This window comes from Bdellovibrio reynosensis, assembly GCF_022814725.1.
GTDB lineage: Bacteria > Bdellovibrionota > Bdellovibrionia > Bdellovibrionales > Bdellovibrionaceae > Bdellovibrio > Bdellovibrio reynosensis.
Map to the genome: position 1 here is coordinate 3,324,982 of NZ_CP093442.1, position 21,158 is coordinate 3,346,139.

At 43.3% G+C, this 21,158-nt stretch carries 20 protein-coding genes; 13 read left to right on the plus strand and 7 right to left on the minus strand.

The genetic code is table 11. From position 1 onward, the window contains the following. The first annotated feature begins 7 nt into the window (after nt 1-7). Genes alr through epsC form a run of 8 tightly spaced genes read left to right on the plus strand, consistent with a single transcriptional unit; the run spans nt 8 to nt 8,116 of the window. On the plus strand, nt 8-1,210 hold the full coding sequence (alr, locus tag MNR06_RS15495; protein ID WP_243537411.1) for an alanine racemase: 1,203 nt from the start codon (nt 8-10) through the stop codon (nt 1,208-1,210). After that, nucleotides 1,210-2,037 (plus strand): MlaE family ABC transporter permease, encoded by an 828-nt coding sequence (locus MNR06_RS15500; protein ID WP_243537412.1) that lies wholly within the window; start codon nt 1,210-1,212, stop codon nt 2,035-2,037. Before alr ends, MNR06_RS15500 begins: the two co-directional genes overlap by 1 nt. Next, nucleotides 2,037-2,798, plus strand: coding sequence for an ABC transporter ATP-binding protein (locus MNR06_RS15505; protein WP_243537413.1), 762 nt, complete (start codon nt 2,037-2,039; stop codon nt 2,796-2,798). Before MNR06_RS15500 ends, MNR06_RS15505 begins: the two co-directional genes overlap by 1 nt. Next, entirely contained in the window at nt 2,795-4,171 is a 1,377-nt protein-coding gene (locus MNR06_RS15510; protein WP_243537416.1) for an MlaD family protein, read from the plus strand. Before MNR06_RS15505 ends, MNR06_RS15510 begins: the two co-directional genes overlap by 4 nt. Before the next feature lie 6 nt (nt 4,172-4,177). Beyond that, nucleotides 4,178-5,953 (plus strand): tetratricopeptide repeat protein, encoded by a 1,776-nt coding sequence (locus MNR06_RS15515; protein ID WP_243537419.1) that lies wholly within the window; start codon nt 4,178-4,180, stop codon nt 5,951-5,953. Further along, nucleotides 5,953-6,648: a hypothetical protein gene (locus MNR06_RS15520; RefSeq protein WP_243537421.1), complete on the plus strand. Its 696-nt coding sequence runs from the start codon at nt 5,953-5,955 to the stop codon at nt 6,646-6,648. The genes MNR06_RS15515 and MNR06_RS15520 overlap by 1 nt, the downstream gene beginning before the upstream one ends. After that, on the plus strand, nt 6,648-7,610 hold the full coding sequence (locus MNR06_RS15525) for a 3'-5' exoribonuclease YhaM family protein (RefSeq protein ID WP_243537423.1): 963 nt from the start codon (nt 6,648-6,650) through the stop codon (nt 7,608-7,610). Before MNR06_RS15520 ends, MNR06_RS15525 begins: the two co-directional genes overlap by 1 nt. Continuing rightward, nucleotides 7,610-8,116, plus strand: a complete 507-nt coding sequence (gene epsC / locus MNR06_RS15530) for a serine O-acetyltransferase EpsC (RefSeq protein WP_243537430.1) — start codon at nt 7,610-7,612, stop codon at nt 8,114-8,116. Before MNR06_RS15525 ends, epsC begins: the two co-directional genes overlap by 1 nt. Nucleotides 8,117-8,528: 412 nt before the next feature. On the opposite strand, the gene MNR06_RS15535 is transcribed toward epsC, so the two are convergent. After that, complete coding sequence (locus MNR06_RS15535; RefSeq protein ID WP_243537431.1) at nt 8,529-8,888, minus strand: hypothetical protein; 360 nt, start codon at nt 8,886-8,888, stop codon at nt 8,529-8,531. Nucleotides 8,889-9,132: 244 nt separating this feature from the next. On the opposite strand from MNR06_RS15535, the gene rpsD reads away from it, so the two are divergent. Further along, nucleotides 9,133-9,759 carry a 30S ribosomal protein S4 gene (gene rpsD, locus MNR06_RS15540; protein ID WP_243537433.1) on the plus strand — a complete coding sequence of 209 codons (627 nt, stop codon included), beginning with the start codon at nt 9,133-9,135 and terminating at the stop codon, nt 9,757-9,759. Nucleotides 9,760-9,767: 8 nt separating this feature from the next. Then, nucleotides 9,768-10,001 carry a hypothetical protein gene (locus tag MNR06_RS15545; RefSeq protein ID WP_243537435.1) on the plus strand — a complete coding sequence of 78 codons (234 nt, stop codon included), beginning with the start codon at nt 9,768-9,770 and terminating at the stop codon, nt 9,999-10,001. Nucleotides 10,002-10,204: 203 nt separating this feature from the next. Here the strand turns inward: MNR06_RS15545 and hrpB are convergent, their stop codons facing one another. From hrpB to MNR06_RS15560, 3 genes are read right to left on the minus strand one after another with little or no spacing between them, the layout of a single operon-like run. After that, nucleotides 10,205-12,739: an ATP-dependent helicase HrpB gene (hrpB, locus tag MNR06_RS15550; protein WP_243537436.1), complete on the minus strand. Its 2,535-nt coding sequence runs from the start codon at nt 12,737-12,739 to the stop codon at nt 10,205-10,207. 1 nt (nt 12,740) lies between these two features. Then, nucleotides 12,741-13,397: a 16S rRNA (cytidine(1402)-2'-O)-methyltransferase gene (gene rsmI / locus MNR06_RS15555; protein WP_243537438.1), complete on the minus strand. Its 657-nt coding sequence runs from the start codon at nt 13,395-13,397 to the stop codon at nt 12,741-12,743. Continuing rightward, entirely contained in the window at nt 13,397-14,125 is a 729-nt protein-coding gene (locus tag MNR06_RS15560; protein ID WP_243537439.1) for an HAD family hydrolase, read from the minus strand. Before MNR06_RS15560 ends, rsmI begins: the two co-directional genes overlap by 1 nt. Before the next feature lie 98 nt (nt 14,126-14,223). Here MNR06_RS15560 and MNR06_RS15565 point away from each other — a divergent pair, with 98 nt between their 5' ends. Beyond that, nucleotides 14,224-14,625 (plus strand): acyl-CoA thioesterase, encoded by a 402-nt coding sequence (locus MNR06_RS15565; protein WP_243537440.1) that lies wholly within the window; start codon nt 14,224-14,226, stop codon nt 14,623-14,625. Here MNR06_RS15565 and MNR06_RS15570 read toward each other — a convergent pair. Further along, nucleotides 14,614-15,555, minus strand: coding sequence for a chemotaxis protein CheX (locus tag MNR06_RS15570; protein WP_243537442.1), 942 nt, complete (start codon nt 15,553-15,555; stop codon nt 14,614-14,616). The genes MNR06_RS15565 and MNR06_RS15570 overlap by 12 nt on opposite strands. Before the next feature lie 211 nt (nt 15,556-15,766). Between MNR06_RS15570 and MNR06_RS15575 the strand changes: the two genes are divergently transcribed. Both MNR06_RS15575 and MNR06_RS15580 read left to right on the plus strand, forming a co-directional pair. Further along, nucleotides 15,767-16,549 (plus strand): GYF domain-containing protein, encoded by a 783-nt coding sequence (locus MNR06_RS15575; protein WP_243537443.1) that lies wholly within the window; start codon nt 15,767-15,769, stop codon nt 16,547-16,549. Nucleotides 16,550-16,608: 59 nt separating this feature from the next. Then, a complete protein-coding gene (locus MNR06_RS15580) occupies nt 16,609-17,586 on the plus strand; it encodes a hypothetical protein (RefSeq protein WP_243537445.1) in 978 nt (325 codons plus the stop codon). Here the strand turns inward: MNR06_RS15580 and MNR06_RS15585 are convergent. Both MNR06_RS15585 and MNR06_RS15590 read right to left on the minus strand, forming a co-directional pair. After that, nucleotides 17,517-19,328 carry an ABC transporter ATP-binding protein gene (locus tag MNR06_RS15585; protein ID WP_243537446.1) on the minus strand — a complete coding sequence of 604 codons (1,812 nt, stop codon included), beginning with the start codon at nt 19,326-19,328 and terminating at the stop codon, nt 17,517-17,519. The two genes, MNR06_RS15580 and MNR06_RS15585, sit on opposite strands and share 70 nt — an antisense overlap. Next, on the minus strand, nt 19,321-21,078 hold the full coding sequence (locus MNR06_RS15590) for an ABC transporter ATP-binding protein (protein ID WP_243537447.1): 1,758 nt from the start codon (nt 21,076-21,078) through the stop codon (nt 19,321-19,323). The genes MNR06_RS15585 and MNR06_RS15590 overlap by 8 nt, the downstream gene beginning before the upstream one ends. Nucleotides 21,079-21,158: the final 80 nt, after the last annotated feature.

Consider the following 21,158-nt stretch of genomic DNA (forward strand, 5'->3'; position numbering starts at 1 on the left):
AAAAATAATGGAAATGTACCGACGAACCTTTGCGGAAATTAACTTAGATAATCTTAGGCACAATATTCGTGTCTTGCAGACGACATTTCCAGATGCGCCGTTTTTATGTCCTATGGTGAAGGCTAATGCCTATGGCCATGGTGACGTTCAATTAGCAAGATTTCTTGAAACCCTAGGAATTCAACACCTGGGTGTCTGTCTTATCGAAGAAGGTCTGCTATTAAGAAACTTTGGCGTTAAAGCAGAGATTCTTGTATTCCGTGGCTTTGATCGTGAGGGTGCTGAAAAAATCATCCAATACAATATGACTCCGGTGGTAAGTAGCTGGGATCATATTGAGCATCTTGAATCCGTGGCTTCTTCACCGGTTTCCATCCATTTAAAGTTTGATACGGGCATGAACCGTCTTGGTTTCAGACCCGAAGAAGCGCAGAAAGTTTTTGATCGTCTTTGGCAGAATAAATACATTCGTTTAAAGGCTATTGCGACACACCTGTTTAATGGTGAAGACGGTGTTGATCCTAACGGGCAAAGTGCAAGGCAGCTTAAAACCTTAGATCAAATCAGCAAGATCTTTAAGCCTTTCAATATTTTCTGCCACGCTTTAAATAGTGCGGGGATTTTAAGTAAGGCAGCTTTACTGAAAAAAGGTGTCAGCAAAGATCATCCGCTGTTTTTGCAAAACTGGGGTCTGCGCCCAGGTTTGATGATTTACGGGTATAATCCGCTACCTCAGGATAATCCATTAGATCTTTTACCGGTGATGAGTTTTAAATCCCACGTCGGCACCTACCGGCATCTTAAAGCGGGTGAAACCGTTTCCTACGGCGGCACTTGGAAAGCAGAAAAAGATTCTGTTATAGCTGTTGTCCCAGTGGGATATGCGGATGGTTATCACCGTATTTTATCCAATCAAAGCTCTGCCGTATTTGCTGGCCAAAGAGCGCGAGTGATTGGAAATGTGTGCATGGATTATCTCATGTTAGATGTGACTGAATTTGTTCAAGGTAAAGACCTTGCTGATTTCAAAGATGCCGAAGTCACATTGTTTGGTTACGGATCTGACGGCAGTTTTTTATCTCCGGAAGAGCTTGCTAAACTTGCAAAAAGTATTACTTGGGAAATGCTTACCAGCGTCGGTGAACGGGTTCCGCGAGTTTATACTGGCCTTGATGCAAGCTTTATTGCCGAAGAAATTGGAGGGCAATAATGAATTTGACCCAAAAACTTTACCGATGGATTTCAAATCTGGGTGCGTTTGTTATTAACTCTCTTAAAAGGTTAATCGGCGAAACGGGTAATATCGTTATCTTTTTTAACGAAAGCGTTCGTTTGATTTTTGCCCAGCCATCAAGGTTTCCTGAAATCATTCGCCATATGGAATTCATCGGCAATCAATCTGTCGGTATCATTTGTTTGACCGGAGTTTTCACTGGTCTTGCACTGTCGTTTCAACTTTATCTTGGTTTTAAACTTTTTAATGCCGTAAATATGGTGGGACCCACTGTAGCCTTAGGGATCACTCGTGAATTAGGCCCGGTCTTAACCGGTTTGATCGTGGCCGCAAGAGCGGGTGGTGCGATGGCAGCTCGCCTTGGCACGATGCGAGTGAACGAACAAATCGATGCCCTTGATGTGATGGGAGTCAATACCAAGCAGTATTTGATTTCCCCGCGTATCGTGGCCGCTTTTATTTGTATGCCGTTACTTGTTGCCGTGTTTGACTTCGTGGCGATGATGGGAAGTTACTTCCTTTGTGTAAAGTTAGTTCAGTTAGATGAAGCGATCTTCTGGCAAAAGATATCTGATTTTATCGAAGTTAAACACATCAACGAGGGCCTTGTAAAAGGCATGATCTTCGGAATTTATTTTGCTACTATTTGCACCTATCGCGGTTTCTATACTAAGGGTGGCGCCAAAGGAGTGGGTGATGCCACCAATGAAGGCGTCGTACAAAGTATGGTTGGTATTATTATCTTAGATTACTTCGTGTCTAATTTGATTCGCTTCTTTTACAACGTTATGGGGATTTCCTAATGAAACAAGAAGCTGCTGTTCGCTTAACTGATGTAAAAAAGACGTTTGACGGAAAAGAATTCGTCTTAAAAGGAATTGATCTTGAAATTCCTAAGGGCAGTTTAACTGCGATCATTGGATTTTCTGGAACTGGAAAAAGTGTGGTGTTGAAACATCTTTTAGGATTGTTCAAGCCGACGTCTGGTAAAATTGAAGTTTTGGGAACAGATCTTTCCACTTTGTCTGAAGACGAACTTACAAAGTTGCGCCAAAAATTCGGCGTGCTTTTTCAATCAGCAGCTTTGTTCGACGATATGACAGTAATGGAAAATGTTTGTTTTCCACTGTTTGAACATCGCCGAGAATTAAAGCAGGCCCAGGTCCTTCGTATAGCTGAAGAAAAACTGCAGCAAGTAGGACTTGATCCAAAACACTTTAATAAATTGCCAAGCCAAATTAGCGGTGGAATGCAGAAAAGAACAGGCTTAGCTCGGGCTCTCGCCCTAGATCCAGAAATCTTGATCTACGATGAGCCGACGACGGGATTAGATCCCATTCTAACGGAAATGGTGGATAATTTGATTCTGAGTACGCATAAGTTGAGAGAAGGTGTGACTTCTATCATGGTGTCCCACGATTTGTCCGCCGCGTTCAGGATTGCAGACCATATTGCAATGTTAGATAGTGGCCGGGTTCTTCTGTTTGGTACTCCGGAGGACTTTTTTAAAACCGAAATTGAACTGGTTAAAAAGTTCGTGAATAAAGGGATGAAACATCAATGAATTGGCTTCGCGCTGCCGAATTTAAAGTAGGAATGTTAGTGATTGTGGTGGGATCGTTGATCGCCGTCATGTCTATGCAAGTAAGCGATGACCCTTCTTATCTAGGTCGTTCTAAAAAAGCCTGGTTCTTACTTCCAAATGCAGGTGGTTTAGTAAAAAACTCGGCAGTTCGTTCCGCTGGTATCCCTGTGGGTGTGATTAAAAACATCACCTTGCAAGACGGGAAAGCCCGCATTGAAATCACTGTTAAATCGGATGTGCCGTTAACGACATCAGCGTCAGTAGAAATTAAATCCCAAGGTATTTTAGGTGATAAGCACGTTGAAGTTTACCCAGGCTCCCCAACTGATCCGCCGTTAGAAGATAATGCACAAATTTTAACCGTTAAAGATTCTGGATCGTTAGATAATGTCGTGGGCCAGATCTCTGAAGTGACCGGCTCGTTAAAAGAGGTTGCTAAGAACTTGCAAGAAGCGACTTCAGCGGACGGCACACGCGCCCATGTCTTAGGAAGAATTGTTAAAAATATCGAAACACTGACCGAAGACCTTGCCCACATGACCACCGAAAACAGAGATAAAATCGGTGATATCGTTGATGACGTTCACGAAGTGACAGCCTCTTTGCGTGAAGTCATGAACGATAAAAGTGATACAGGCTTAAAGGAAACTTGGAAGCGTCTGTCTAATTCAGTTAAAAACCTAGATGAAATCACAAGCAAAATTAACAAAGGTGAAGGTGCCATTGGTAAACTTGTCAGCGATGAAGCCACTGCTGAAAATGTGACTTCCGCGATCGATGGTTTAAGTGGCCTGGTTGATACTGCAAGCCGTATTCAAACAGCCTTTGATTACCGTGCCGAATACTTAAGTGATGCCCAGGCGACAAAATCATATATCGGGGTGCAAATTCAACCGGGCCTTGATCGTTACTATTATATCGCCGTCGTTGATGATCCGGCAGGGGTGGTTGAAACAACAAGAACTGAAGTTAGCGGTGACAGCACCAACCCAAGTTCACCAGCCGATTACACAGAAAAGAAAACCTACCAAAACAAAATCAAATTCACGGTTTTGTTTGCTAAGAATTTTTGGGATCTTACGATCAAGGGTGGTTTGATTGAAAACTCGGGCGGGTTTGGGGTTGATTACCACTTTTTCCGTCGTAAGTTGAAGTTCTCTGTGGAAGCATTTGATTTCAGCAAAACGAATATTCGTAGCTCTTTAACTTATACCTTGTATCGCGGAATTTACGTCACAGGTGGTGTGAACGATGCTTTGAACAAAGGCAACGCGCAAACTGGTTACCTTGGAGCAGGTCTATTCTTAACTAATGATGACTTGAAACTGCTCTTAACTAAGGCTCCGTTTTAATCCCTTATGAATACAGAAAATGTGAACAAAAACGAAAAAAATTGGCTCGTAAAATCCTCAACAAGGATCCTGGGGCCGTTCACATTGTCTGAAGTTACAGAGCTTTTAAAATCCAAGCAGGTTTCCATCATTGATGAAGTCCGACAGCCTGAAGGCCGTTGGAGTTATATCCGCGAAAATCAGTTGTTCATGGAAGTCGTTCGCAATATTCGCGATGAACAGGACTCTCATTCAGAGCAGACCATGACTCAGTCGATTGCTCATCACACGATGACTAAAACGGATGTGTTGCCTGTTTCTGATGAAATGACTTTGACGCCGACACCAGCTCCACACCGTATGGATATTACTCCGCCGCCGGTGCGTGAAACTTTTAAAGATATCACTCCTTCCGCAGATAAGTCTTATAATCCCGGTGCCGCGACGGTTTCAAAAAGTTATGGCACTGCGGATGATTCAAGATTGCGTGCCCAGCTTCAGCAAAAATCAAGTCTGATTCGTTGGGGAATGATTGCCGGTGCTGTGGCTATTGTGGGTTTTGTCGCCTTTTCACTGACGCAAAAAGATAAAAAGAAAAATATCGGCTACAGCGAAATGATCAGTCAGGCTGTGCGCTATAAAAACTTAGGTCTTTACGAGCGTTCATTGCAGACCTATATGAAAGCTGCAAAATTAAAAGAGCCTGATGAAGAAGCGCAAATTCAAATGGCGCCAGTTCTTATTTCTGAAGACCGTCAAAGTTTGTTAGGCCGTCGCATTCTTGAAAGAGCCTTAGTCCAAGAAGGTCGCAGCCGCACTGAAGTCGTTGAAGCTTATTTGGGTATAGCAGTTTCTTATATTATGGACGGGGATTTAAAGCAGGCTGAAGATACTTTGCAAAAAGCCATCGGCCATGAACCGTTTAATTTATCTGCTCTTTTAAATCTTGCGATCATTCAGCTTAAAAAAGGAAACTACACCGAAGCTTCACGAGAGTTTGATGCCATCTACAAAAAGAATCCAAATTCATCATTGGCATTATACGGGCGTGCTCTTGCAACGGTAGAGCAAGCAAAACAAACGCCGGATGAAAACAATTTGCAGTCCTTGATTCGCGATATTAAATCCCACAACCAAAAAAATGGTTACCTTCGTCAAGAATTAAGCCTTTTTGTTATTTACGCCCACAACCTTCTTGGCGATGTGGATGGCGTAAACCAAGCTGTGGTTCAGTTTTTAAATCAAGTTCCTGGATTGGCAAGAAACTATATTCATCCTTTGAATGTCGAATGGCGTTTTACACAGTGGGATTATTTAGAAAAATACTGTGCCGAGATCTATCAAAAACAGATTCCGCATCCTGAGTTAAAAGCCTTAAGGGCTATTTGTTTGATGGAAGTAAACCGCGATGGTGAAGCTTCAAAGCTTTTACAAGAGGCGGTTGCGGAAGCTCCAAAAGATCCGTATGTGCTTTCGACTCAAGCAAGTTACTTAGCTAAAAGCGGACGCTTGCCAGAAGCTTTAGTGATTTTAAAGATGCCAGAGCTTTCCGTGTTATCGGTGAAAAACCTTTTAATGGGTGATATCTGTATTAACACCCAAGACTTGAATTGCGCACGAGCGGCTTACAATCAAGCTTTCAAACAAGATCCAAAAAGTGCGACAGCACTGTTTGGTTTAGCATGGGTGATGATGCGCAGTCAGGATCGCGCGGCCGCCTATGATTATGTCAGAGCTGGATTGCAATCAGAACCCACGTTCCTTCCACTGTTAGAACTGCGGGATCAGTTGGAGTCAGAGTGATGAAAAGATTCGTCCAGGTTGTTTTAATTTGGATGCCTTTAGCCTTGGGAGCATGCACACAGTCCCCAGGGTATCACGTTGAAAAATACCACGAAGTTAAATTCTCTGACCTTCCAGTAGATGTAAAAATTCCGACGAAGGCTTGGGATCTGCTAGAGCTGAAAGCTCCAGCGGCGGCCCACGGTGAAGGTGGGGGCGACCATGGTGCTGCGGCGGGTGAAGCGACACCTGCAGCAAAAAATATTATCTTCGGTGATGTCGCTGTCTTTCTGGTGCAAAAAAATGATGGCATCGTAAAAAGCGAAGCTGTTAAAATCCTTCTTCCGAAAGGCGGGGGCACCATTGATTTAGCACAGTTTATTACTGACAAACAGGGGTCCTTTTACGTGGGATTTGAAGTTCCTGGCCTTGCTGAAGCTGTCAGTAAAAAAGTTCTATTTGTCAGCGGTGCTAAAAAAAGAAAACTGGGTGATAAGGTTATTGGTGCCGGTTGCAATCAATTCGTCGACATCACGGATTCGTTTTTAAAAAACATGCAAGGTGAGGGCTTAAAGGTCAACACCACTCAAGAAAGATATCTTAGTGTTTTAGGCGGAACCTTTTTATTTTCCGCAGAAATTAATAAAGATGTGCAGGTCGCTGCTGTCACCTTTAAGAACTCTAAATACAACCACCTTTTCTGCGAGGAAAACTGATGGAACGTCAAAACATTCAGGCCCTTCAAGATAAAGAAAATGTTGATTCCCTTTTCTTAGTAAAAGAAAAGCACGTAGCAGTTGGAAAAAACGGCCGGCCTTTTATGGGTTTGCAGTTAGGTGATGCGACAGGCTCTATTGACGCAAGATTATGGGACCGAGTCGATGAACTTTCCCGTGAATTTGATGTGGGTGATGTGATTCGTGTGAAGGGGCTGGTTCAGCTTTTTCAAAATCGCAAACAGTTGATCGTACACCGTTTAGAAAAAGTCGATTCCAGCACCGTGAACTTTGAAGAGTACATTCCTAAAGCCTCTAAGAACGTCGAAGACATGTACGTTGAATTGTTGCAGATGGTTCGCACCATGAAGAACGATCATTTACGCCAGCTAACTTTAGATACACTTGAGGACCCCGAAATAAGACCGATGGTTTTAAAAGCTCCAGCGGCTAAAACCATTCACCATGCGTGGCTGGGTGGTTTGCTAGAGCATATCTTGTCTATTTGCAAAATCATGGACTTCATGGGGACTCATTACCCGTTCTTAAATCGCGATCTTTTGCTTTTCGGTGGAATCTTCCATGACATTGGTAAGCTGTGGGAGCTTTCTTACGATAACGGAATTTCTTACACGGACCGCGGTCGATTGATCGGGCACATGCAAATTGCCTGTGAATTGATTGATAAGAAATCATCTCGCATACTAGGATTTAACGAAGAACTGCGTGACATCTGTAAGCATATTATTTTAAGTCATCATGGCAAGTTGGAGTACGGCTCTCCAAAGCGTCCAAAATTTTTGGAAGCGATGGTGGTCGCGATGATTGATGACTTCGATAGCAAAGTAGCCACACTTAAAACAGTGATTGATAGCGAAAGAGGATCCGGTGAAAAATGGTCCCGCTATAATGACCTCTTTGATCGTTACTTTTTGCTCGAAGATTTAAACGAGAAATATTAATGATCAACAAAGTCCTAGAACTTTTAAAGACCTACAAAAACTACGACCCCGCAGCGAAATCATTGTGGGAAATCGGCTTATTATATCCAGGTCCCAAAGCCATTCTTTTTCACCGCATCGCTAACGGACTTTATAAAGCACATATGTTTTTCTTAGCGCGCTTGGTAGCAGAAATCTCTCGCTTGTTAACGGGGATTGAAATCCACCCTGGCGCAACTATTGGCAAACGCTTGGTGATCGACCACGGCATGGGCTCCGTCATCGGTGAAACCGCAGTGATCGGCGACGATTGCATCATCTTTCACGGAGTTACTTTAGGCGGAGTTAAATTCGACCCAGTAAAACGCCATCCCACAGTAGGCAACAAAGTCATGATCGGCACAGGAGCTAAAGTCCTAGGTCCCATCACCATCGGTGATCGTGCCTTGATCGGCGCCAACGCCGTCGTCATGAGAGACGTCCCCCCAGGAACCACAATGGTAGGCCCCATCGCGACGGAGCGGTGAAAAACGGCCAGCTGACTTCGTTGTCAGGCCTTCCCGCCTCGCATCTGTCCGTTTTTGACCGCTCCTAGGTTGGCATTAAGGTGGCTGGCACTTATTTCAGTCTACGCCGCGTCATAGAATCGTAAAATTGAGATAAAAAGCTATTGGTTGGCTATTGCGCCGGTTTTCTCATCGGGTTTGCATGAATTAAAACTAACAATTAAGTGGTCGCGTGTCGCGCCGCATCTCTGAGAGAATGATCATGTTCTTAATCTAGTTCGAAAGGAGTTCGGCTATGAAGCAGACAGAAACGATTCAGACGGTGCCAACTTCGAGCACTCATCCAGGCGAGAGCAGCAAAACGGCTGCTCCCGTTCGTAAAAGAAGTCGCCGTCGTCACCTTGCCGGATGGTAGGTGATTAAGCGGGCCCTCCTAGTATAGGGGGGCCTCTTCACACTGAGCTTTCGTAACAAAGCCAGAATCCCCAAGATAGTTCACAACAAACCAGCCATCTTGTTCACGATTCAAATAACGTTCAGTCATTCCGTCGTGTGGAAGTTGAATGTAACCTTCAGAATAATCTTCAGTTTCAATTTCAAAAGAAGACACTTCACCTTTTGCCGAAGTCAAAACCATCTCATAAGAGAATCGTTTAGCAGAGTCTTCGTAAGTGCGCACGATCGCCGTTGAGATATCATCTAGACCCAATGATGTGCAGTTAAGAACGATTTCAGTCGCAGCGACTGATTGAAGGCCGAAAAACAAAACAGGAAGAGCAAGAATTGCTTTCATAAGAAATACTCCTTTTGTATTCGAGGGCTTTAGATAGCAAAGCCACGTTTCACTATCAATAAGTTTTCGTTCTCAATTCCTTTTCAAGGGACTTTCTTCATATTTTCAGTTCGTATGATTTTTTTTGATTCGCTGGAGTTTGTTCAAGACTGCTTTTAAATAGCTTTGCAACGGTCGTTAAGGGATTCATCGGGTAGTTGAACCAGAATAGACGACTTTAAACTTATTACCATAGAGAGTAATTATGAATAGAGAAGGCAAAACGCCAAGATTTAAAAGACAGCGCAGACTTTTGACGGAACTTCCTGGAATGGGCAAAGCGGGAGCTTTAGAGCGCCGTCCATATCCTCCAGGTCAACACGGTTTACAACGTCGCAAATACTCTGAGTTCGCGTTGCAACTAGAAGAAAAACAAAAACTTCGTTTCCACTACGGTCTGCACGAAGAACAATTCCGCCGCATGATCGCTAAAGCAAAAAAATCAAAAGCTACCAATTGGGTAGAAGCTTTGGTGAACCTTCTTGAAAAGCGTTTGGACAACGTTGTTTTCCGTCTTGGTTTTGCACCAAGCATTCCAGCAGCTAGACAAATGATTTCCCACGGGAAAGTTCTAGTGAACGGTAAAAAAGTAAACATCGGTTCGCAAATCATTAAAGTTGGCGAAAAGATCACTTTGAAACCAGAAGCTTACACGAACCAAGTTTACCTTCAGGCAAAACAAACTCCACGCTTGCCACTTCCAACTTTCATGGTGAAAGAAGAAGCTGCTGGCGCTGAAATGGGTCGTTTGACTGATGAACCAAATCTTGAAGCCGTACCATTTGCCTTCGAACCAGGCTTGGTCATCGGTTACTACTCAATGAGAGGCTAGTACTTCAAATGAAGACTAAATTTGTAGAAGCAGAAAACATTGCTTTCGAAGAAGTTGCAGAAAATCTAGTGTCTATGAAATTGAACGACGAGAAATTCGTTTTCGATATGGACACTTTGTATGATCTAGCTTTTAGAAGTGCCGCTTTTCTAGCTTTCTTAGAAGGCAAAGAAGAAGAGCAAATGGCAGCAATCGAAGCTGGCGAAGCTCAATGCCTTTGCCAAAAAGAAAACGTACATTAATTTTTAAAGTCCCCGAAATCATGCGAGACGAATGCAGCGTCTTATAACGATGGAGGGGATTGTTTTATGACCCGAGCGAATGAAAACGGTCCCTCTGACTGCGTTGGAATCCTCTGGTCCTCTCTCCGACGTACCTTACAAGTACGCCTGCGTTGCGGGCAGAGGCTTCTGCCTTGCATATGAACCGTTTTGATTCTCTCTAGTTATTGTCTTCTTCTTCCCTTGGCTTCTGGAGTGCCCTCCGCGGGGTCTTCTGGCCATTGATGTTTTGGGTATTTGATTCTTAGTTCTTTTCTTACTTCTGGGTATCCGTTTTTCCAAAAGCTTTCCAAATTTGCTGTTACTTGAACGGGTCTGAAGTTAGGACCTAATAAATGGAATGTTAATGGGATTTTTCCGAAATAGACTTTCGGAGTTTCCATCATTCCGAAGACTTCTTGGATTCTAACTTCTAAGTACGGTGCTTTGTCTTGTGGGTAGATGACTTTGATTTTACTTCCGCTTGGGACTTGAATTTTATCTGGGACTTCTTTGCGTAAGATTTGCACTTGGACTTGTGGTAATGCGGTTTCGAAAAAATAGACTAAGTCTTTTTCCATTACAGCAGCCATTTTGGTTTCGCCCATACAAGCTTGGGTGAATGCTCCTAGTTTTACTTTTTCAAAATCTAGATTCAGTGATTCTAGTCTTTCCAGGAATTGCAGACGAGTCCACCAATCAGCCAGGACTTCGTTATTCTTTAATACAAAATCAAAACGATCTGTCATGATTTGCGGAAGCTTTTCGGAAATTTCTGCTGCTGTCGCTGGAACTAATGAAGGTTCATCCAAGGGAAGTCCATGCAAAGCTCGGTATTCTCGAGTGAAAAACTGTCCCTTTTCTTCAATAAAGACAACATCGCGAACCTTTTGAATTTGGTCTTTGAAGACCTGCACGACGAAATCCTTTTCAAAACCGCATGCAAGGCCTACCACTGTTTCTGCATCAGAACTTCCTTCAACACCACTTAAAGCGACGAAGAATTCAGAAGTCTTAACTAAACTTTCGGATTGCAGCTTTACGCCGCGTCCACCCACCATGAGCGCGCGATCTGATTTTCCACGACGGCGGCACAGGCGATCTGCGTAAGATAAAGCTAGGATGTGTTTGGTTAGGTCATGCTGTTCCGCTTTTGATAACGATTTATCGCTATTTGAATCTTTTAAGCGATTAGCAAGTTCAGCAATTTGCCTTGCGCCTTGATCGACTGTTTGTAAAGCAATGAAAGAAGCCTCTTTAGGTGCGCGCTTATCCCTGCGGAACTGAGTTAATACATAAAGGCGGGCAGATAAATCGCATTCTAGGTTGTCGCCAATGAACGCCGAAACCGCATCTCGTCTTAAGATATCGCGATCTTGAAGCAATGCTGCGATCTCTGATCCCAGTTCTGGCGCTTTCATTTCTAAGGACACCAACATCAGTTTTGCTAAACGCACTGGCAATGGGAAGTGCAGAATCTTTTTTCCCAATGAAGTAATTTTATTTTGGGAATCAATGGCACCTGATAGCTGAAGAAATCTTTCTGCATTTTTTAGGGCGACTGCTGGTGGTTTTTCAAACCAGCTAAAGGAATTAAAATCTGTTACACCCTGGGCGCTCAGAAACAATAGAGTTTCTGAAAGATCCACACGCTGGATTTCTGCTGTCTCGCTTTTTGCGAAAGACAGTTCATCCATTTTATTCCACATACGGTAAGAAACACCGGGGTATTGACGGGCAGCACGGCCAGAGCGCTGAATGGCGCTAGAAAGACTTATACGACCTAATTCAAGGCGAGAAAAGCCCGTGCGATGATCTTGCTTCATGCTTTTCGCTAAGCCTGAATCGATTACTGTATTCACGCCATCTAAGGTCACCGAGCTTTCTGCGATATTCGTCGAAAGCACAATTCTTTGCCTATTTGATTTCTGCAAAGCTCTTCTTTGATCTTCTAAATTTAAGGACCCATGCAAAGGCACAAGTTCAATATTTTTTACGTCCGCCCAAATCTGCAACGTAGAAATTGCTCTGTCGATTTCACCTACACCAGGCAAAAAAACCAAAAGATCTTTCTGGGTCGCAGCTTGTGCTTCCTTCACGGTCTGAAAAAGGTTTTCATAGAAAGCAGGGAATGTTTGTAAGCTCTGAGAAGACTTTTGATACTTGACCTCAAGCTCAAAAAGTTTTCCAGGCACGCTAACAATAGGACAATCGCTTAAGTAACTAGAAATCTTTTCTGCCTCAAGGGTTGCGGACATAATGACGATTTTAATTTCTCGTCCTAGCTCTTGCAGTTCCTTTAGTAACCCTAAGGCTACATCGACATGCATAGAACGTTCATGGAACTCATCTAGAACAATTAGATCAACGTCTTTAAGCTCTGGATCATCAATCATCTGCCGTGCAAGCAATGCTTCCGTCATAAAAACCAGACGTGTTTCTTTTGACGTCTTATTTGCAAAGCGCACCTGATAGCCAATTTCTTTGCCCACTTCCCAGCCTTGCTCTTCAGCGATGCGGTGGGCAGCGGCAATAGCGGCCATTCTTCGTGGCTCAAGCACGATGATTTTTTTCTTAACTTCAGAAAGCAATGCGGGTGGAAGTCGTGTGGTTTTACCGGCACCCGGTGCGGCGGTAATAACTAAATTGTTGCTAATTTGAAGCTTGCTCTTAATCTCGGGAATAAAATCATCAATGGGAAGATGAACAAGCTCTGCCATATTATGCCGGATAAATTAACAACATGAACTCGGCCTTATCATAGGGAAGACCCGAAATTAGTTTATCGATATTCCCTTCAAGGATGGTTTCATCTTCTTGGGAAAGATTTAGTGTTAGCAGAAACTTGCGATTAGAAAAGTGCTCTTTCATATCGCCCAAGGTTTTTTTAAGTCGGTAAGGGGTATCCATCAAGATAATGGCACGCTTTTCTTTAGTAAGGTCTTTTAAAGCCTTCGCGCGGGCTTCGCTTTCAGCAGGAACAAAACCGCGAAATAAAAACTCATCAATGCGCTGGCCACTTAATGAAAGCAAACCCATTAAAGCAGAAGCACCTAAGACAGATTTAACTTTAATATTCTTTTGGCGACAAAGACGAACTAAGTCAGCACCTGGATCACAAAATCCCGGAGTCCCGCAGTCCGTTACCAGCGCCACGGTTTTTTCCGCACAGATCGGCACTAAGGCCGCTTTATCATCAGGGGTAGAGTGTTCATCCAAAGTTTCATAGGTCTTGCCAGTAATGCCATGGGCGCGAAGAAGTTTGGATGCTTCCTTCGTACTTTCGCAAATGACCACATCACAGGTTTTTAGAATTTCTAAAGCACGCAGGGTGATTTCAGTTGTATCGCCAATAGGGGTCGCTACCAGATAAAGCATTAGGATTCCTTTTGGTTTAACAAGAAATTCATGATTCGCGGCAAAGCTTCCGGTGGTTGTGCTTTGCCTGCGTGGGTGCTTTCAAAGAAAATCATTTCAACATGGGGGCAGAATTGTGAAAGATGAACTAGGTTCACCGGCTCGTTTTCAAAGAAATAAATTTTTTCGTAACCCTTTTTGTCGGCTTCAATAAACCAATCGGTTTTAAATTGGGCATCATCCATACTGCGATGGGGCTTTAACACCAAGGTCGCTTTTTCGTGCAAAGGGAAATCCCACTGACGAAGAATTTCTGCAGAGCCAACACCCATTCTTTCCACATCACGCCCCGTAAGATAAGCAAGTTCGGCGCCCGCTTTTTCTAAAGCTAAAACAAATTCCAAGGCACCTTCGTACAAGTCATCGAACTGAAGATAGTGATTGGAAAAAAAGTTTTTTTGCCAATAGATGCGAATGGCTTCTTGAAATTCAGGATGGTGGCCATCAAGTCCTGCTCTTTGCAAAGCACCTTGAATGCCCCAGTCCGTGCGCAAGGTTTTAATGTTCTTAAGCAAAGCCACCTGTTCAGGAAATTTTTTTTGATTCAACGGGGAGGCAGCAAAGTCCAAAAGGATGCGTTCTAAACGAGGACTAACATCGAATAATGTGGAGTCCAAATCGAAAACCACCAGGCTTTTAAGACCACGTTCGGATAGGGCCTGAATGTTAACAATAATTTGGCTTAGCATAGGGGAAAATTACTCTGCCAGACTTTACAAGTCTAGTGAAATCAAAGACTTTTGTTGCCGCTGTCTTGTGATTTTTTATAATGTCCCAGGGGGCAAAAATGTCAGATGTAAGCCACTACAATATCACCATTAAAGAATATCACGTCGACTCTTATGGACACGTGAACAACGCCACCTATTTGCAAATTTACGAAGAGGCGCGCTGGGAACTTATCACTTCAAAGGGTTATGGATTTCATGAAGTGCATCAGTTGCAACAAGGCCCCGTGATTTTAGAAGTGAACGTAAAATTCTTTAAAGAAATCCCACTTAGATCAAAGATCGATGTCACCACAGAAGTGATGAACTACAAAGGCAAGGTCGGACAACTCTTACAAAAGATGATGAAAGAAGATGGCACAGTAGCCAGTGAAGCGGTTTTTACTTTTGGACTTTTTGATATGAAGGCTCGAAAGCTAATCGAGCCCACAGAAAAATGGAAAAAAGCTTTAGGAATTTAAGCCTTTTTTCGGTACTGGATAACCTACCACCTGAAGATAGAATCGTCCTTTTTCAGTAGCAAAAGGAATCATCATCCCAGCGGCCCCTTGCGGGCTCAGGATTAATTGATTTGCGCCCATGATCACACGGGGAACGGTCATCTCAACACCATAGGCCTCAAGATCCGCTTTAGCATTTCCTAAAATAATATTGTTAATTTCACCAACAGCGTCTTGATTGTCAGGGGTGAAATCTTCTTGAACTTCACCAAACATTTTAGAAATTAAATCCAAATAACAAGCTTTATCAAAAGAAACACAAAGATAGCCTTGGAAAGAAGCGCTCTTAATATCAATGATTGAAGAGACTTCACCTAGAATTGGCTCTTGCGGAGACCGTGGACCTGCTTTTTCCATTTTCATGGAAGTCATTCCAAGCTCAGCCATTACTTTTGTGGTTGAAGCTAGAAGAGCATTGATCACTCGCACGTCCACCGCGAACTTCGGCGGCGGGGGAGGAATAGGTTTTCCACCGTGGTGTTGAGTATTGATCAACGTAACCATCGTACTCATTAGCTCTTCAGCATTAACTGGTTTTTTAAAAAAGCGGGAACGACGAAGTTGTTCAGGAATTTCATCGATGTCTTTATTCGACATCACAATCAAATTAGCGTCCTGAGTATTTCTGAAAGTATTAATACCGTAAACGAAACCGCCATCCATTAAGCGCGGGACATCTGTATCAATTAGAACCATATCAAATTTCTGGTTCTCTGATTTCATTGCGGCTTCCGCACCGTCTTTCGCTCGAACCATGATAGGGGTGAAGCCTGAAGCTTCTAAATGATCAAATAAAGGCTCACGCAGGGATTTTTCAAGCTCAGTCTTGTTATCAACTAAGAGGATGTTTTTTCTGACCTTCGGAGTTGTTGCTTTTATTGTAGTGGTCATAAACTCGCTTTTGTATCTAGAACATTTATAATAGGAAACAACTGCGGGCCTGTTAACAAGTATATATTCGTCCAGGTCTTTTTTCCTGCTTTTTTTGCCTAAAAGTTCGACGAAAAAACACGGTTTTTTCGCAATAAAACGTTTAATTTCCTACAGTTAAGTCAGGTCTTGTTTGTGCCGATAGTCTCAAATAAGAGGAGCAGATAGGACCATGATGAAACAATACTATCTTTCAAACAACGGCACTCATATTGGACCTTTCGGGTTTGAGACGATCCTAAAAAAGATCGAAAACAAAGAGCATCAGTGGACTGATTATATTTTTGATGAGTCTATTGGCGAATGGTTGATGCTATTAGAGCATCCCGAGTTTTCAGTGAAGCTTGCACAAAAACCCGCGACCGCGCCTCAAACAGCTCCGACAGAATTAAAAAGCCAAGTAAAAGACAAAGAGTGGTTCATCCTTAAAGAGGGTAACAACTACGGACCTTTTAGCCAGGCAGAGCTGATTCAGATGCTTCAAGAAAAAGCATTGTTTGAATACGACTATATTTGGCACGCAAAACTTCCGGCTTGGAAGCGAGTTGCTGAAGTGGAAGATTTTTCTGCCACATCGATCCGTGCATTAAAGAATTCAAAAGATGCCGATCTTTCAGAAATCTTTTTCCGTCGTCGTCATGCCCGTGCAGCCTATGGTGCTTCTTTGATCGTTCACAATAATAAAACTGTTTTCCGTGGCCAGGCTTTGGAAATCAGCGCAGGTGGGGCGGGTGTACTGATTGATTCAGCAAATTTGCAACCGGGTCAGTCATTATTCTTGCACTTTCAACCAGGCAACGGTGTTCCTCCGTTTAATGCTGTTTGCCAGGTCGTAAGTAAGCAGTTCGTCGCTTCTTCAGGAGAAAACGAATCTGTAAAATATGGCGTTAAGTTTACGAACCTTAGCCAATCAGTGCGCGAATCAATTAAGAATTTTACTAGCAAAGCAGCATAATCATAAGGCCCGGAAATTCCGGGCGCTTTTTTGGGCGAAGAAGCCCTGAAGGACCGAAGATGGAATTTCCGAAGTTAATCGCAGCCATGACTTTATCAACATTGCTCATGGCTTGCGCTCAAGATGTTAAGTTTGATCTTCCGGCCACTTCAGACAACTTCGATCAAAATATTACATACAACAACAAAGTGGATATACTTTGGATCGTCGACAACTCTTCATCGATGTTGAAGCATCAGCAAAACTTAAGTGCCCAAGTCCCTGATCTTGTCGCAAAACTGAATTCATTAAAAATGGATTACCATATGGCCGTAGTGACTACCAGCATGGGTGGAGCATTGCCTGATGGGGGTAAGTTTATCGGTTCGCCAAAATATGTGACTTCTAAAACGCCAGACCTTGTGAATAGTTTAAAAAGCCGCATGATCGTGGGCGAAGCGGGCAGTAACAACGAGCGCGGCCTAGAGTCGATGCAAACCGCCCTATCACCAAGCTACCTTGCCAACGAAGGAAAAGGTTTTTTCCGTAACGATGCTTTGTTAGTGGTGATCGCTTTATCAGATGAAAACGACAAGAGTGCTGTATCTAGTCCAGCAAGCTATTACACAAATTTCTTAGATAGCATCAAAGCCCCATGGGTGGATGGCACGCGATCTTGGGTGTTCAATTTTATTGGTGTGATTCCTTCAAGCATTAACTGTAAGACATTTAATGATTATGCTGAATCAGGTCTGACGTTCATGGATATCGTCGCTGAATCTAAAGGTGTGCAGGAATCAATTTGCAGCACAAATCTTTCAATGGCCGTGGGCAATATCCGCGCGCGCATATATCAAATTCTTACCGACTTTAAACTGACGAAAAAGCCGGTAGTAGAATCAATCACGGTTAAAATCAATGGAGTTTCAGTCCCACGCAATCAAACTGACGGTTGGGATTATATCGAAGCAGGGAATTTGATCCGCTTCTACGGATCCGCGGTTCCCGCAGCAGATGCATCCATCAAAGTGGATTTCAAACCTAGAGAAGCAAACTGATAATAAAGTCCCTGGGCTTTCATCAACTCAGAATGAGAGCCCATCTCAAGCACTTCGCCATGATCTAAAACAATAATACGATCGCACTGCTCAATCGTTGAAAGACGATGGGCGATGATGATGCTTGTGCGGCCACGGGTGATTTCTTTCGTCGCTTCCTGAATGATGTGTTCGCTTTCAGAATCGATATTCGCTGTTGCTTCATCCAAAATCAGGATGTCTGGATTAAACGCTAGGATACGCGCAAAGGCGATCAACTGGCGTTCACCCACAGAAAGGTTGGAACCCCGCTCAGCCACAGGGCTTTGTAAGTTGCGGCCGGTGCGTTTAAGTAATTCCATGTATCCTGTTTTCGCGCAGGCCTTTTCAATTTGTTCAGCACTGACGGCCGGGTCACCAAGCCCGATATTATCAGCAATGGTGCCTCTGAAAATAAAGTTGTCCTGTTGAACTACGCCCACATGGTGACGGATTTCACCACGAGGAATCTGTTCTAAAGCCATACCGTCAACGAACACCGTTTTTTCAGGAGCATCGTAAAAACGCTGGAGCAAAGAAATAAACGTCGATTTACCACTGCCAGTTCGGCCTACCAAAGCTACGGATTCACCGGCTTTGATGTGCAGGTTGATGTTTTTAAGAACTAGCGGCAGGTTGTCCTCATAGCGGAAGTTAAGATTATGAATCTTAATTTCGCCATGCAGGCCTTCTGGTTTAGATAGATCTTGGAATTCTTGTTCCACTTGCTCATCCATCAGTGTGAAAATACGTTCCGCGCTGGTTAACGAGTTTTGGAACTGCTGATACTTCTCTAAGATTTCTCTTAAAGGTGGGATGAAATCTTGAATGTTCATTAAAAACGCAATCAAGGCACCGATGCCGATGGCGTTTTCAGCGCTTAACATACCACCGAAGTACAAAGCTGAGGTGATTGTGGTTGCATTAAACAAGTTCATAATAGGCTGCATCAGTGCATAAGCACGGATTGAGCGCATGTTTGTGTCGCGGTAATCAACCGACAGACCACCGAATTTTTCGCGGTTGCGGTTTAAGCGGTTATAAAGTTGAACGACCTTGATGCCGTTTAAGTTTTCAGCCAAGAAAGCGTTGATCAACGATAACTTCTTTTTTTGCTCACTTAGGATTTCACGGATTTTGTTACTCAGGTAAAACGAAGCCCCGATAAAGATCGGCGCCAAGATCAAAGAAACCAAAGTCAGCTTCCAAGAAATCACTGCAAGCGCAATAACGACCGAGCAGATGATAACTGCATTGGTAAATACAGAGATCACGCCTTCAGAGAACAACTCACCCAATGAAGCCACATCGTTGGTTAAGCGAGTAACAATACGACCTGTGGGCGTTTTGTTGAAAAACTGCATCGGCAAGTGCTGTACGTGAGACATCAAAGCTTCGCGCAAATGGAATAACATGCGGTTGCCGAAAAGCTGGAACAGGTAAGCATTCGCAAACGAGAAAATAGAACGCATGATCTCAAGGATCAGGTACGCAATCGCAACGTTCGTGAAGATTTGATAGTCTTTTTGTTTTACACCGTGATCAATAGCATAACCGATCAGGAAAGGCACAAGACGGGCAACAATGGCTCCACCGGCAACAGCAAAGATCGCCGCGAACAAAAGTCCCTTTTCTTTTCTAGCGTAGGGCCAAAGACGTCTAAATAATCCAGGGTAAGTGATCTTAGTCTTAACCAGATCCTCATGCATGAAATTATCACTCATGATGTTCCCCCTTTCCTTGAATATGCACAATTTTTTGGAAGGTCGGGCTGGTTCTAAAGACATCCATGTAAGAGCCTAAAGCCTCTACTTGTCCATCTTTTAAAATAAGCAGCTTATTAACGCCTTTTAAAGAAGACAGGCGGTGAGCTACGATAATTCGAGTCGTCGTCGAATCGCTTTTTGAAAGCTCCGCCTCAATCGCTTTTTCAGTTCTTGTATCAACCGCACTGAGCGAGTCATCTAAAACTAGGACCGGGGTTTTCATAATCAAGCCACGGGCAATTGTCAGGCGTTGCTTTTGGCCACCAGAAAGATTCACGCCTCGTTCACCAAGTTGAGAGTCATATTTGTGCGGAAGGGCATCGATTTCTTTATTCAGATCCACGATCCCCACCATGCGCATGATTTCGCCTTCAGTAGCGCGAGCATGCAAGCCGAAGCTGACGTTTTCAGAAATAGAGTCACTGAATAAGAAAGCTTCCTGGGGAACTAGTAAGAAAGTTTTGCGCAAAGATTCTTGTTTGATCTTTTCAATGGAAATTCCATTTACTAAAATTTGACCTTCTTTCAAAGGATACATACGCGACAACAGATGCAATAGCGTTGTTTTTCCTGCGCCCACAGGTCCCATGATTCCAAGACTTTCACCTGCATGCAAAGTGAATGAAACGTCTTTTAAAACGTAAACAGTGCTGTCTTGGTGTTTGTAGGATACATTTTTAAACTCAAGACTTTCGAATTTTTGAATTTCAATCGTTCCATCATCAGGAATGTCACTGTTTGTTTTCAACACATCCTTAATACGATCAAAGGAAGCATAACCTTTTTGAAAATATGAAAAGCCCATTCCCAAAGCAGTCATTGGCCAAACCATCTTTTGAATATAGCGATGAAAGGCTACGAAAGTACCAATAGTCACCGCACCGGAATAAATATCATCTTTAGCGATGAATAAAAGAATCACACTGCCTGAGGTAACACCGAACTCCATCACCGGAACAAAGAACGCATCAATGCGCGCCACTTTGTTACAAGCTTTTTCAAAAGCCGAGCTGACAGCGTTGAACAAAGAAGTTCTGTTATCTTCCTGAGCGAAACTTTTGATAACGCGAATACCACCCACGGTTTCTTGGGCAACACCGGTAAGTTCAGAAAACTTATCTTGCTGAACTTTGTAATTGGAATGGATCAAGCGCATGACCTTCCAAATTAAAAACGGAACTAAAGGCAAGAACACCAATGTCTTCCAAGTCCATTCCCAGTTTAATCCAACCATAATTGGTAAAACCACGGCGATGATAATGATACCATCGGCAAGAATTAATAATCCTGGGCCAATTGCTTGACGGAAGGATTGAACGTCATTGGTCATTAAGCTCATCAATTCGCCCACTTGGTTTTTGTGGAAGAAGTTCGGGCCCAATGAAGTGACATGACGGAATAACTTTTGGCGAATGTGTTCAGCTGCAAAAGTATGGAAGCGACCGAAGTTGGTTCTCCAGCCATAACGAGTGAATGCAAGTCCTGCCATAATTGCAAAAAACATTGCACAGGTTTTGCCAATGGCACTTAACGGCGCCATGGTTTCAATCTGATCGATGGCTATCTTCATGATCAGCGGATAGACGCCGTCCAAAATATTTGTGACCAGCAAAAACAGCATACCCAAGCTGAAAGCTCGAGGGTTGTTTTTGATGTAGTACCAAAGGGGACGCTTATAAAGAATAGTGTTATCTGATGAACTTTGCATTCCCGCAAACTCTAGTTAATCCCACTTGATCCTGCAAGTACTTTGGCCTGAATAAGATTCATGTTGTTGTTCAAAGCGTC